The 13,113-nt window shown below is 68.8% G+C and carries 10 protein-coding genes; 6 read left to right on the forward strand and 4 right to left on the reverse strand.

The window, feature by feature from the left end; all coding sequences use genetic code 11:
* Positions 1-32: 32 nt before the first annotated feature.
* Positions 33-3,572, reverse strand: coding sequence for a DNA polymerase III subunit alpha (gene dnaE, locus ABZT04_RS29545; RefSeq protein WP_356060026.1), 3,540 nt, complete (start codon positions 3,570-3,572; stop codon positions 33-35).
* A 178-nt stretch (positions 3,573-3,750) separates the two neighbouring features.
* Here dnaE and ABZT04_RS29550 point away from each other — a divergent pair, with 178 nt between their 5' ends.
* From ABZT04_RS29550 to ABZT04_RS29570, 5 genes are all read left to right on the forward strand, one after another.
* Positions 3,751-5,076 carry a DUF2252 domain-containing protein gene (locus ABZT04_RS29550; protein ID WP_356060027.1) on the forward strand — a complete coding sequence of 442 codons (1,326 nt, stop codon included), beginning with the start codon at positions 3,751-3,753 and terminating at the stop codon, positions 5,074-5,076.
* A gap of 68 nt (positions 5,077-5,144) precedes the next feature.
* Complete coding sequence (locus tag ABZT04_RS29555) at positions 5,145-5,834, forward strand: hypothetical protein (RefSeq protein WP_356060028.1); 690 nt, start codon at positions 5,145-5,147, stop codon at positions 5,832-5,834.
* Positions 5,835-5,929: 95 nt separating this feature from the next.
* Positions 5,930-6,745, forward strand: coding sequence for a thioredoxin domain-containing protein (locus ABZT04_RS29560; RefSeq protein ID WP_356060029.1), 816 nt, complete (start codon positions 5,930-5,932; stop codon positions 6,743-6,745).
* A gap of 93 nt (positions 6,746-6,838) precedes the next feature.
* Positions 6,839-8,509 (forward strand): alkaline phosphatase D family protein, encoded by a 1,671-nt coding sequence (locus tag ABZT04_RS29565; RefSeq protein ID WP_356060030.1) that lies wholly within the window; start codon positions 6,839-6,841, stop codon positions 8,507-8,509.
* Positions 8,510-8,613: 104 nt separating this feature from the next.
* The gene (locus ABZT04_RS29570) at positions 8,614-8,955 is read left to right on the forward strand and encodes a hypothetical protein (RefSeq protein ID WP_356060031.1); all 342 of its coding nucleotides are present in this window, start codon (positions 8,614-8,616) and stop codon (positions 8,953-8,955) included.
* A gap of 24 nt (positions 8,956-8,979) precedes the next feature.
* Here ABZT04_RS29570 and ABZT04_RS29575 read toward each other — a convergent pair whose 3' ends face one another.
* Positions 8,980-9,549, reverse strand: coding sequence for a dienelactone hydrolase family protein (locus ABZT04_RS29575; RefSeq protein ID WP_356060032.1), 570 nt, complete (start codon positions 9,547-9,549; stop codon positions 8,980-8,982).
* Between the two features lie 29 nt (positions 9,550-9,578).
* On the opposite strand from ABZT04_RS29575, the gene ABZT04_RS29580 reads away from it, so the two are divergent.
* Positions 9,579-10,685: a mechanosensitive ion channel domain-containing protein gene (locus tag ABZT04_RS29580; protein ID WP_356060033.1), complete on the forward strand. Its 1,107-nt coding sequence runs from the start codon at positions 9,579-9,581 to the stop codon at positions 10,683-10,685.
* Between the two features lie 24 nt (positions 10,686-10,709).
* On the opposite strand, the gene ABZT04_RS29585 is transcribed toward ABZT04_RS29580, so the two are convergent.
* Positions 10,710-11,447 (reverse strand): SDR family oxidoreductase, encoded by a 738-nt coding sequence (locus ABZT04_RS29585; RefSeq protein WP_356060034.1) that lies wholly within the window; start codon positions 11,445-11,447, stop codon positions 10,710-10,712.
* 46 nt (positions 11,448-11,493) lie between these two features.
* Complete coding sequence (locus ABZT04_RS29590; RefSeq protein ID WP_356060035.1) at positions 11,494-13,080, reverse strand: Na+/H+ antiporter; 1,587 nt, start codon at positions 13,078-13,080, stop codon at positions 11,494-11,496.
* Positions 13,081-13,113: the final 33 nt, after the last annotated feature.

A 13,113-nucleotide genomic window follows, 5' to 3' on the forward strand; every position in this document is an offset into this window, starting at 1 on the left:
CGACGGATGCGCCCCTCGGTCATGTCTGTCGCTCAGCCGGCCAGGCAGGACGGGCCGAGCAGCACCTTCAGATCGCCGAACAGGGCCGGGTCCGGCTTCACCCGGTGCCGGTCCAGGCGCAGGACGGTCGTCTTGGTCGGGCCCTGGAGCTTGATGCGGACCTCGCTGTCGCCCCGGTGGTGGCTGAGGATCTCACCGAGCCTGCTCACCATCGGCGGGGTGACCCTGGTCGCCGGGATGGTGAGGATCACGGGTGCGTTGGTGCCCGCGTTCGACAGGTCCGGGACCATCAGCTCCATCGCGACCAGCCGCGGCACGTCCTCGCGCTTGTCGAGGCGGCCCTTGACGAACACGATGGCGTCCTCGACGAGTTGGGTCGAGATGAGCTGGTAGGTCGCCGGGAAGAACATGCACTCGATGGAGCCCGCGAGGTCCTCGACGGTGGCGATCGCCCAGGCGTTGCCCTGCTTGGTCATCTTGCGCTGGAGGCCCGAGATGATGCCGCCGATGGTGACGACCGCGCCGTCCCCGTGCTCACCTCCGGTGAGCTGGGCGATGCCCGCGTCGGCCTTGTCGGACAGCACGTGCTCCAGGCCGAAGAGCGGGTGGTCGGAGACGTAGAGGCCGAGCATCTCCCGCTCCTGGGCGAGGAGATAGGTCTTCTCCCACTCCTCCGTGGTGAACTCCACGTCGAGTCCGAAGCCGGGCTCGCTGGTGTCCTCGTCGCCCATGCCCCCGAAGAGGTCGAACTGCCCCTCGGCCTCCTTGCGCTTGACCGCCACCACGTTGTCGATCATCGGCTCGAAGTGCGCGGTGAGGCCCTTGCGGGTGTGCCCCAGGGTGTCGAACGCACCGGCCTTGATGAGGGATTCGGTGGTCCGCTTGTTGCAGGCGGCGGCCTCGACCTTGTCCAGGTAGTCGGGGAAGGAGCCGTACTTACCCTTCGCCTTGCGGGACCGGATGATCGAGTCGACCACGTTCGTGCCGACGTTGCGCACGGCCTCCAGGCCGAAGAGGATCACGTCGTCGCCCTGGGCGGCGAAGTTGTGCACCGACTCGTTGACGTTCGGCGGGAGCACCTTGATCTTCATGCGGCGGCACTCGTTGAGGTAGATCGCGGACTTGTCCTTGTCGTCCTTGACCGAGGTGAGCAGCGCCGCCATGTACTCGGCCGGGTAGTTGGCCTTCAGATAGGCGGTCCAGTACGAGACCAGGCCGTACGCGGCGGAGTGCGCCTTGTTGAACGCGTAGCCGGCGAAGGGGACCAGGACGTCCCACAGGGCCTGGATCGCCTCGTCGCTGTAGCCGTTCTTCCGGGCGCCCTCCTGGAAGATGGTGAAGTTCTTCGCCAGCTCGTCGGGCTTCTTCTTGCCCATCACGCGGCGCAGGATGTCGGCCTCGCCGAGCGAGTACCCGGCGACGATCTGGGCGGCCTTCTGCACCTGCTCCTGGTAGACGATCAGGCCGTAGGTGACCGCGAGGACCTCCTCGAGGGGCTCCTCCAGCTCCTTGTGGATCGGCGTGATCTCCTGGCGCTTGTTCTTGCGCTCCGCGTAGTTGATGTGCGAGTTCATGCCCATCGGGCCCGGCCGGTACAGGGCCGACACGGCGGAGATGTCCTCGAAGTTGTCGGGCTGCATCTGGCGCAGCAGCGAACGCATCGGACCGCCGTCGAACTGGAACACGCCCAACGTGTCGCCGCGGCAGAGCAGTTCGTACGTCTTGGGGTCGTCCAGCGGGAGGGCGAGCATCTCCAGGTCGATGCCCTTGTTGGACTTCACCATCTTCACGGCGTCGTCCATGATGGTGAGGTTGCGCAGGCCCAGGAAGTCCATCTTGATCAGGCCGAGCGACTCGCACTGCGGGTAGTCCCACTGTGTGATGGTCACGCCGTCGGTGTGCCGCACCCAGATCGGGGCGTGGTCGACGATGGGCTCGCTGGACATGATGACGCCGGCGGCGTGCACGCCCATCTGCCGGACCAGGCCCTCGACGCCCTTGGCGGTGTCGATGACCTTCTTGACGTCCGGTTCGTTCTCGTACATCCCGCGGATCTCGCCCGCCTCGCCGTAGCGGGGGTGCGTGGGGTTGGTGATGCCGTCGAGGTCGATGCCCTTGCCGAGGACGTCGGCGGGCATCGCCTTGGTGAGGCGGTCGCCCATCGCGTACGGGTAGCCCAGCACGCGCGCGGAGTCCTTGATCGCGTTCTTGGCCTTGATCTTGCCGTAGGTGCCGATCATGGCGACCTTGTCGGCGCCGTACTTCTCGGTCACGTACCGGATGACCTCGACGCGCCGGCGCTCGTCGAAGTCGATGTCGACGTCGGGCATGGAGACGCGCTCGGGGTTGAGGAACCGCTCGAAGATCAGGCCGTGCGGGATCGGGTCGAGGTCGGTGATGCCCAGGGCGTACGCGACGATCGAGCCGGCCGCGGAACCACGGCCGGGGCCGACCGCGATGCCGTTGTTCTTCGCCCACATGATGAAGTCGGCGACCACGAGGAAGTAGCCCGGGAACCCCATCTGGATGATGACGTCCAGCTCGTACTCGACCTGCTTCTGCCGGTCCTCGGGGACACCGCCCGGGAAGCGGCGCTCCATGCCGAGGCGCACCTCCTCCTTGAACCAGGTGACCTCGGTGTACCCCTCGGGGATGTCGAACTTCGGCATGAGGTTCTTCGCCTCGAACATGCCGGTGGTGTCGATCTGTTCGGCCACCAGGAGGGTGTTGCGGCAGCCCTCCTGCCACGCGTCCGAGGAGTCCACGGCGTACATCTCGTCGGTGGACTTCAGGTAGTAGCCGGTGCCGTCGAAGCGGAAGCGGTCCGGGTCCGAGAGGTTCTTGCCGGTCTGGATGCAGAGCAGGGCGTCGTGGGCCGTCGCCTCGTGCGCGTACGTGTAGTGCGAGTCGTTCGTCACCAGGGGCGGGATGCCGAGCTTGCGGCCGATGTCGAGGAGGCCGTCGCGGACCCGGCGCTCGATCTCGATGCCGTGGTCCATCAGCTCCAGGAAGTAGCGGTCCTTGCCGAAGATGTCCTGGTACTCGGCCGCCGCCTTCAGGGCCTCCTCCTCCTGGCCGAGGCGCAGCCGGGTCTGGAGTTCGCCCGAGGGGCAGCCGGTGGAGGCGATGAGCCCCTCGGACCACTGGGAGATGGTCTCCTTGTCCATGCGCGGCCACTTCTGGAGCCAGCCCTCGGCGTACGCGTCCGAGGACAGCTTGAAGAGGTTGTGCAGGCCCGTCTTGTTCGCCGCCCAGATGGTCTTGTGGGTGTAACCACCCGAACCGGACACGTCGTCGCGCTTCTGGTGCGGCTGGCCCCACTGGATCTTGCGCTTGTTGCGGCGCGACTCGGGGGCGACGTACGCCTCGATGCCGATGATCGGCGTCACCCCGGCCTTCGTCGCCGTATGGAAGAAGTCGTAGGCGCCGTGGAGGTTGCCGTGGTCGGACATCGCGATATGGGTCATGCCCATCTCGTTGCACGCGTTGAACATGTCCTTGAGCCGCGCGGCACCGTCCAGGAGCGAGTACTGGGTGTGGACGTGCAGGTGCGTGAACGGCGGCTTTGACACGGCTTGGCCTCCAGGGGAAACAGTCGACAACAGACAGCGGGCGGTCTGGGGGGACGAGACCGAATCCTATGCCTCGGGACTGACACTCGGCGGGCACTCCCACGTACCTTCGAGCGTTGGAAGGTGACGACAGACCCGTCACATGTCACGCACCACCCGTACCAGGAGGCACAGAGCGATGTCGGTTCCGCAGCTCAACGACGAGCACCGCGGCGAGGAGATCCTCGCCGTCTTCGACACCGCCTTCGGCGAGCTCCTGGCCGCCGACCCGGCCGCGTTCCGTGTGAAGTTCCGGAAGATGGCGGCCTCCGCCTTCGCCTTCTACCGGGGCACGGCGGCCCTCTTCTACCACGACCTCGACGCTGAGAAGCGGGGCGGCCCGTACCTGGACGACCGCACCTCGCGCGTGTGGATCCACGGCGACCTGCACGCCGAGAACTTCGGCACGTACATGGACTCGAACGGCCGCCTGGTCTTCAACGTCAACGACTTCGACGAGGCCTACGTCGGCCCGTTCACCTGGGACCTCAAGCGCTTCGCCGCCTCCGTGGCGCTCATCGGGTACGCGAAGGCGCTCAGCGACGAGCAGATCACCGAGCTGGTGACGGTCTACGCGGGCGCGTACCGCGAGCGGGTGCACGCGCTGGCGACCGGTGCGAAGAGCGACGAGGTGCCGCCGTTCACGCTGGACACCGCCGACGGGCCGCTCCTGGGGGCGCTGCGCACCGCCCGTTCGCTGACCCGCTTCGAGCTGCTGGACTCGATGACCGAGATCCGCGACTTCGAGCGCCGCTTCGCCTCCGGCGGCGGTTCCATCGAGCTGGACGCGGCCACCCGCTACAAGGTCCTCGCGGCCTTCGACGGCTATCTGGAGACGCTCCCGGAGTCCTCCCTGGACCGCCCCGACTCCTACCGCGTGAAGGACGTTGTCGGCCGCCGGGGCATCGGCATCGGCTCGGCCGGGCTGCCGTCGTACAACATCCTTCTCGAGGGCAACAGCGACGCCCTGGAGAACGACGTCGTGATCTATATCAAGCAGGCCCAGACCCCGGCCGTCTCCCGGCACATCACGGACCCGGCGATCCGGGACTACTTCCAGCACGAGGGCCACCGCACGGTGATCTCCCAGCGTGCCCTCCAGGCGCACGCCGACCCGTGGCTGGGCTGGACCGAGCTGGACGGATCGGGGCAGTTGGTCGCCGAGGTGTCGCCGTACGCGGTGGACCTGGACTGGAGCGACATCGACGACCCGGAGGAGATCGCCGCGGTCGTCGCCGACCTGGGGCGGGCCACGGCCACCATGCACGCGGCGGCCGACGACCAGTCCGGCGAGTCACTGGTGCCCTTCTCCACCGAGCGCGCCATCGACGCGGCGATCGCGGCCGACGAGGACGGCTTCGCGGGCGTCCTGGTCGACTTCGCGCACGACTACGGCGCACGCGCGCGTGCCGATCACCAGACCTTCGTCGACCTGTTCCGCAACGGCCGGATTCCGGGTCTGTAACCATCCGCCCGCCCACAGGAACCCTTTAGGGGTCCCCTACAGGAGCACGTGACAGACTCTCCCCCGCTATGGACATATCCGGGATCCAGCTCAGGGCCGTACGCGCGGCGCTGTTCACGGCACTGGTCGTGACACTCAGCACCGCGTCGCACGTGCTGCTGTCCCGGGTCCCCCTGCCGTTCGGCACGGTGGCGGCGATCGCCGCCACCGTGTTCGTGCTCGCGTACGCGCTGGCGGGCCGCGAGCGCGGCTTCGGCCGGATCGCCGCCCTGCTGATCCCGCTGGAGCTGGCCGCCGACACGGTCTTCACCACCGGCCAGCACGCCTGCTACGGCAGGGCGGGCGGCCCGGTCGCCGGACCGCTGCGCGCGGTCGGCCTCGACGTGCTGTGCAGCGGCGGCAGCGTGGGCACCCCGCTGACCCGGATGACCGACGATCCTCATCAGGCGGCGGCGCTGCTCGCGCACACCGACGCCTCCGCCGCCTGGCTGCTGCTCGGCGCGCACATCGGCGTCGGGCTCCTGGCCGCCGCCTATCTCCGCCGCGGCGAGCGCGCGCTGACCGAACTGCTGCGCGCGGCAACCGCGTTGGGCTTCCGCCCGCTGTTGCTCGCCGTCACCGCCATGACAGGCCGCCGTACCCCGGTCGTACGCCGCCTGCCGCGCGCCACGCACCGTACGGCCACCGCCCGTGAGCGGCTGCTGGTGCACTCGCTGGGACGGCGTGGACCGCCGTGCTCGTTCCTCCTCGCGGTCTGAACACGACCGCGCACCGGCACCCGAGCACCTCCGAGTAGTCCCCCCATACATATTCCGCGCACACGATGTGCGCGTCCCTGATGGAGATCACCACCATGAGCAAGCGGAACAGCGCGGCGGCGAAGACGGCGGCCCGTGAGCGGCTGCGCGCCGAGCGCGAGCGCCAGGCCAAGCGGGCCAAGGTCAAGCGGCAGATCATCGTGGCCTGTTCGGTCGTCGGTGTCCTCGCGATAGCCGGCGGCATAGGTTACGCCGTCGTGCAGAACAACAAGCCCGGCTACTGGGAGGCCGTGAAGGACGACAAGGTCGTCGCTCCTGCCAACACCACGGGCAAGAACGGCACGACGGTCGTCATCGGCACGTCCACCGCCAAGAAGACGCTCAAGGAGTACGAGGACCCGCGCTGCCCGATCTGCGCCGCGTTCGAGCAGACCGTCGGTTCGACGGTGAAGAAGGACATCGACGACGGCAAGTACAAGATCCAGTACATCGGCGCCACGTTCATCGACACCAAGGACAACGGCGAGGGCTCCAAGAACGCGCTGAGCGCGCTGGGCGCCGCACTGAACGTCAGCGACCAGGCGTTCCTCGACTACAAGTCGGCGCTGTACTCGACGAAGTACCACCCGGACGAGACGACCGACAAGTTCAAGGACGACAGCTACCTCATCAAGGTCGCCAACACGGTCCCCGCGCTGAAGAACAACACGAAGTTCCAGACCGCCGTCAAGAAGGGCACCTACGACGCCTGGGCGTTGGCGATGTCGAAGACCTTCGACAACAACAAGGACGGCGTGACCGGCACTCCGGGCTTCGTCATGAACGGCAAGCAGCTCGAGACCACCCCCGCCAACCAGGAATGGACGGTCGCGCAGTTCAACACGGCGGTGGACGCGGCCCTCAAGGCCTGACACCGGCGCGGGATCCACGCCTCCGCGTGAAGAGCGGGCGAACTTTCGGAGTTCGCCCGCTCTGCCGTGTACCGATCAGTAACCTGGGCGGCCGTGACCAGTCGACACAGAACCCCCGAAGCGTCCCAGGCCCTCAACTCGCCCTCGCCCCGCCGCCGTACGGTCGTCAAGGCCGCGGCGGCGACGGCTGTCCTGGCCGGACCGCTGGCCGCCGCCCTGCCCGCGCGGGCGGCCGCCGAGACCCCCCAGTTCCTGCACGGCGTCGCCTCCGGCGACCCGCTGCCCGACGGCATCCTGCTGTGGACCCGGGTGACGCCGTCATCTGAGGCCACGCCCGGCTCGGGGCTCGGGCCCGACACCGAGGTCAGCTGGGTGGTCGCCAAGGACAAGGCGCTGACGGACATCGTCAGCAAGGGCTCGACCACCGCGACCGCCGCTTCCGACCACACCGTGAAGGCGGACATACGGGGCTTGCAACCGGCCACCGACTACTGGTTCCGCTTCTCGTCCGGCGGCACCGACTCCCCCGTCGCGCGCACCCGCACGACGCCCGCCGCCGACGCCGCCGTCTCCGGTCTCCGCTTCGGCGTCGTCACCTGCGCCAACTGGGAGGCCGGCTATTTCGCCTCGTACCGCCATCTCGCGGCCCGCGGCGACCTGGACGCCTGGCTGCATCTCGGGGACTACATCTACGAGTACAAGTCCGGCGAGTACGCGGCGCGCGGCACGGTCGTACGACAGCACGCGCCGACCAACGAGATCATCACGCTCGCCGACTACCGCACCCGGCACGGCAGGTACAAGACCGACCCGGACCTCCAGGCGCTGCACTCCAAGGCGCCGGTCATCGCGATCTGGGACGACCACGAGTTCGCGGACAACGCCTGGTCGGGCGGCGCGGTCAACCACACCGAGGGCGCCGAGGGCACCTGGACGGCCCGCCAAGCGGCCGCGAAACAGGCGTACTTCGAGTGGATGCCGGTGCGCCCCGCGATCGCGGGCACCACCTACCGCCGGCTGCGCTTCGGCAAGCTCGCCGACCTCTCGCTCCTCGACCTGCGCTCCTTCCGCTCCCAGCAGGCGAGTTCGGGCAGCGGCTCGGTCGACGACCCGGACCGTACGATCACCGGACGTGCCCAACTCGACTGGCTGAAAGCCGGGTTGAAGGCGTCGGAAACCAAGTGGCGGCTGGTCGGCAACTCGGTGATGATCGCGCCGTTCGTCATCGGCTCACTCACCGCCGACCTGCTCAAACCGCTCGCCAAGCTGCTGGACCTGCCGCAGGACGGCATCGGCGTCAACACCGACCAGTGGGACGGCTACACCGACGACCGCCGCGAACTCCTCGCCCATCTGCGCTCGAACGCGATCGGCAACACGGTCTTCCTCACCGGCGACATCCACATGTCCTGGGCCAACGACGTGCCGGTGGACGCCGGGACGTATCCCCTCTCGGCGTCCGCGGCAACGGAGTTCGTGATCACCTCGGTGACCTCCGACAACCTCGACGACATAGTGAAGGTGCCCGAGGGCACCGTCTCCGCGATCGCCGCCCCGCTCATCCAGGTCGCCAACCGGCACGTCCACTGGGTCGACACGGACCGCCACGGCTACGGCGTCCTGGACATCACGGCCGACCGGGCCCAGATGGACTACTACGTCCTGTCCGACCGCACGGACAAGAACGCGACGTCCAGTTGGGCGCGTTCGTACCGCACGCGCTCCGGCACGCAGAAGGTCGAGCGCGCCTACGACCCGGTGTAAAAAAATAGCGGCGCGAAGGAACCGAGTGGATCTAGGCTCCATCGAACAAGCTGGCGGTCCTCCGCAGTTGGCGGTCCGTCAGCTTTCTTCACGATTGGAGTCACATGGCCACCCCCCAAAGTGTCCTGAAGAAGACCGCAGTGCTCGGCGCGGCCCTGGCCCTCGCCGGTGTCACCGCCACCGTCGAGGCACAGGAAGCCTCGGCCGCGCCGGCGTACGTCAACCTGACCGTGCTGGACACCCACGGCGCTCCCATATACGCGAAGCCCACGTCCTCATCGACCAGGTACCGCACGGAGCCGTTCAAGACGGTCCTGCGCATCCAGTGCTCGACCACCAATACCCCCTCGGGGGCTCTGTGGTTCCGGATCTACGACTCCCAGCCCACGTCCTGGGTGTGGTCCGGGCACTTCGAATCGCTCGTCCACCCGCCCAAGGCGTGCTGACGGACGACTCTGTATGACGGCCGACTACAGGCTGTCGAGGAAGCCGAGCGCCACCCGCCAGGTGGCCTCGGCCGCCTCCTCGTCGTAGTCCGGGAGGCCGGGGTCGGTGTAGAGGTGACCGGCGCCGGCGTACCGGTAGATCTCCACGTCGGCGCCCGCTCTGCCCATCTGGAGATACCAGGAGCTGAGCCAGTCGTCCGTCTCGAACTGGTCCGGCTCGGCGACATGCAGTTGGACCGGCAGGTCGTCCACGGCGGCGTTGGCCGCGATGTCCGAGGTGCCGTGCAGAAGCAGCAGGCCGCGGGCCTTCTCGTCGCCGAGGGCGAGGGTCTGGGCGACGGACGCGCCGAGCGAGAACCCGGCGTAGACGAGGCCGCGCTCGGAGTAGGGGGCGGCGGCCAGCACGGCCCGCTTCAGCAGCTCGTCCTTGCCGATCCCGTCGTTGAAGGCCATGCCCTCCTCGACCGTCTCGAACGTACGCCCCTCGAAGAGGTCCGGGGTCCACACCTCGTGGCCCGCCGCGCGCAGCCGCTCGGCGGCGTCGCGCACCGCCGGCCGCAGACCGTACGTCGAGTGGAAGAGCATGATGTTCATGAAGCCATCGTGCCAGTACGGTCGGACACATGGAGAACGTACTGCGCCCGCTGATCGTCATAGGCGGCTCCGTCGTCCTCACGCTGCTCATCGGCTGGGTCACCGACCTGCTGCTGCGCAAGGCCGACGCCAGACACGGCGAGACGCCCCTGTGGGGGCTGCTGCGCCGTGGCCGTGTGCCCTACCAACTGGTGATCTGCGCGGCCCTGCTCAGAGGCTCCTACGACCAGGCGCGGCTGCTGGAGGAACACCGGGTCGGCATCGGCCAGCTCCTGACCCTGGTGCTGATCGGCGCCACGGCCTGGCTGATGATCCGTATCGCGGCGGCGATCGTGGAGACCTCGTACTCGCGCTACGCCCGTGCCCACCACGACGCGGCCCGGGTCCGCCGGGTGCGGACCCAGGTGACACTGATCACACGGGTGGTGGCCGCATGCGTCGCGGTGGTGGCGATCGCCTCGATGCTGCTGACGTTCCCGGCGATGCGCGCGGCCGGTGCCTCGCTGCTGGCCTCGGCGGGAGTCCTCGGCATCGTCGCCGGTGTCGCCGCCCAGTCGACGCTGTCGAACCTCTTCGCCGGGCTGCAGATCGCCTTCGGCGACATGGTGCGCATCGGTGACACCGTGGTGGTGGAGGGCGAGTGGGGCACGGTCGAGGAGATCACGCTGACCTATCTGACGGTACGGACCTGGGACGAACGCCGGATCACCATGCCGGTGTCGTACTTCACGTCCAAGCCGTTCGAGAACTGGTCGCGCGGCACACCGCAGATGACCGGCATCGTCTACTTCCAGGTCGACCACTCGGCTCCGGTGGACGCGATGCGCGAACAACTCCGCGAGATCCTCCGCGCCTGCCCCGCCTGGGACGGCCGCAGCTACGGCCTGGTCGTCACCGACACCACCCCCAACACCATGGAGGTCCGGGCCCTGGTGACGGCGAAGGACGCGGACGACATCTGGACGGTACGCGTCACGGTCCGCGAGGAGATGATCCGCTGGCTGTACGTGAACCACCCGTACGCCCTCCCCCGAGTCAACACGGCGGACGCGGCCCCGGTACCGCACGAGACCACGTCCCCCAACGGAGGAGGCCCCCGCCCGACCCACGAGCCGCAGGGGCCGAACCGGGGGTGAGGGTGCCGGGCAGTGCCCGGTGCCTCAATGCCCCCGCTCTGCCCCGCCGTTGACCTGGATCACCTGCGACGTCACGTGGCCGGCGCCCGGGGAGGCCAGCCAGTGGAGGGTGGCGGCGATGTCGCCGGGGGTTCCGGCCCGGCCGGTCGAGGTGTCGCGGATCATCCGGTCGCGCCGGGCTTCCGCGATCTCGGGGCCGAAGAACTCGGTGTCCTCGATGTATCCGGGCGCGACCACGTTCACGGTGATGCCGCGCGGGCCGAGGTCCCGGGCCAGATCATGGGCGTACGGGTGCAGGGCGGCCTTGGCTCCGCCGTACGCCCCGCTGCCCGATCCCCGGTACGCGGCGATGGAGCTGACGAACAGCACCCGCCCGCCCGGTTCCGCGAGGCGTGTCCTCAGGGCCTCGGTGAGGAGGGCCGCACTGAGCGTGTTGATGCGGAAGTTGACGGTCCAGTCGTGCGCGACGGCGTCCAGCGCATCGCCGCCGCTCGCGGGTTCCAGGGTTCCGTTGCCACCCGCGCTGTGCACCAGCACATCCACGGTGCCGAACTCCTCGGCAACGAACCGCGCGACACCGCGCACCACTTCGGGCTCACTCAGATCCCCGGCGTACGTCAGCGCTCCTGGCACCCCGGCCTTCTCCAGCACCTCACGCCGCCGCCCGAGGAGCAGGACCCGGTCCCCGCCGGCCGCGAAGGCATGCGCCGCGGCGAGCCCGATTCCCGTACCACCACCACTGATCACGACGTTACGAGTCATGGCACGAGCCTACAAAGGAATCCAAGTGCCGGTAGGAAAGGGCGACTTACCGCAGGCTCCGTACATCGAGATGCCTCAGCACCCGGTCCACGATCTCCGGATCCGCCCCCGGCTCACTCCGCGCCGCCAGCACCTCGTGCCGCGCGGCGCTCATCATCTCGCCCTGGATCCGCCGCATCCGCTTCACCCGCTTCACCCGCTTCTCGTACACCTCCCGCCGCTCCCCGTCCGCCACCGCGGGAGAGATCCGCACCCCGATGTCGAAGGCCCGCCGCAGCAACTGCTCGGACACCTCCTCCGGCAGGTCCTCCACGTCCTCGATCTCCCGCAGCCGCCGCTTCGCGGCCTTCGCCGCCCGCACCGCGAGCTCCTTCTCGAAGGCCTGCTCGCTGTCGGTGTCGGCCCGCACCCCGAGCCGCTTCACCAGCCACGGCAGCGTGAGCCCCTGGAGGATCAGCGTCGCCATGATCACCCCGAAGGCGATGAAGACGATCTCGTCCCGGTCGGGGAACGCCGACCCGTCGTCCATCGTCAGCGGGATCGCCAGCGCCAGCGCGACGGACGCCACCCCGCGCATGCCCGCCCACCACATGATCACGGTCTCCCGCCAGGACGTCGGGATCTCCTCGTCGTAGTCCCGCTTGGCGTGCAGCCGTTTGGTCAGCCAGGTCGCCGGCAGCAGCCACGCCAGTCGTACGACCACGACGACACCGACGATCGCGGCGGCCCAGCCGAGCATCTCGCCCCACCGCCCGGACGCCGTACGGATCGCGTTGTGCAGTTCGAGCCCGATGAGCCCGAAGGCGACCCCGGTCACCAGTGTGTCCACGACGTCCCACACGGTCGCGCCGGCGAGCCGGGTCAGGACGTCGTCGGCACCGAAGGCGTACTCGGACAGGAACAGGGCGGTGGTGAGCACGGCGAGCACCCCGGAGCCGTGCAGTTCGTCGGCCAGGACGTACGAGGCGAACGGCACCAGAAGCGTCAGCCCGATCTGGAGGGTGGCGTCGTCGAGCAGCGACATCAGCTTGTTCGTCGCCCACCCCAGGGCCAGCCCGACCGCCACGGCGACGACGGCGGACAGCACGAAGTCGAGCCCGGCCCGCCAGGGATGGAACGTTCCGCTGACGGCGGCGGCGATCGCCACGTGGTACAAAACGATGGCCGTCACGTCGTTGAAGAGGCCCTCGCCCTCCAGGATCGACACCAGGCGCCGGGGCAGCCCGAGTTGGCCCGCGACGGCGGTCGCCGCGACCGGGTCGGGCGGTGCCACGAGCGCGCCGAGCGCCACGGCGGCGGCGATCGGCAGCCCCGGCACGATGGCGCTCGCGACGGCGGCGACGGCGAGGGTGGTGACGAAGACCAGGGCGACGGCCAGCAGGAAGATGGGCCGGATGTTGGCCGTGAACTGCCGCCAGGAGGTGCGCCGTACGGCCGCGTACAGCAGCGGTGGCAGCAGCAGGGGCAGGATCAGCTCGGGCGGGACGTTCACGTTCGGCACGAAGTCGGCCACCGCGAGGACTATCCCGAGAAGCGTCATGAGCACCGGCGCCGGCAGACCGAACCGGTCCCCCAGCGGGACGCTCACCACGGCCCCGAGCAACAGGACGAACAACAGGGCCAATTGATCCACGGTCAGGGCTCCGGCGGGATCTCGACGTTCACA

Source organism: Streptomyces sp. NPDC005492 (assembly GCF_040605995.1).
Classification (GTDB): domain Bacteria; phylum Actinomycetota; class Actinomycetes; order Streptomycetales; family Streptomycetaceae; genus Streptomyces.

Bases quoted from the DNA above. Each gene is read 5' to 3' on its own strand.
- ABZT04_RS29550 (WP_356060027.1), top strand. From the start codon at position 3,751: ATGTCGGTTCCGCAGCTCAACGACGAGCACCGCGGCGAGGAGATCCTC.
- ABZT04_RS29555 (WP_356060028.1), top strand. From the start codon at position 5,145: ATGGACATATCCGGGATCCAGCTCAGGGCCGTACGCGCGGCGCTGTTC.
- ABZT04_RS29560 (WP_356060029.1), top strand. From the start codon at position 5,930: ATGAGCAAGCGGAACAGCGCGGCGGCGAAGACGGCGGCCCGTGAGCGG.
- ABZT04_RS29570 (WP_356060031.1), top strand. From the start codon at position 8,614: ATGGCCACCCCCCAAAGTGTCCTGAAGAAGACCGCAGTGCTCGGCGCG.
- ABZT04_RS29575 (WP_356060032.1), bottom strand. From the start codon at position 9,549: ATGAACATCATGCTCTTCCACTCGACGTACGGTCTGCGGCCGGCGGTG.
- ABZT04_RS29580 (WP_356060033.1), top strand. From the start codon at position 9,579: ATGGAGAACGTACTGCGCCCGCTGATCGTCATAGGCGGCTCCGTCGTC.
- ABZT04_RS29585 (WP_356060034.1), bottom strand. From the start codon at position 11,447: ATGACTCGTAACGTCGTGATCAGTGGTGGTGGTACGGGAATCGGGCTC.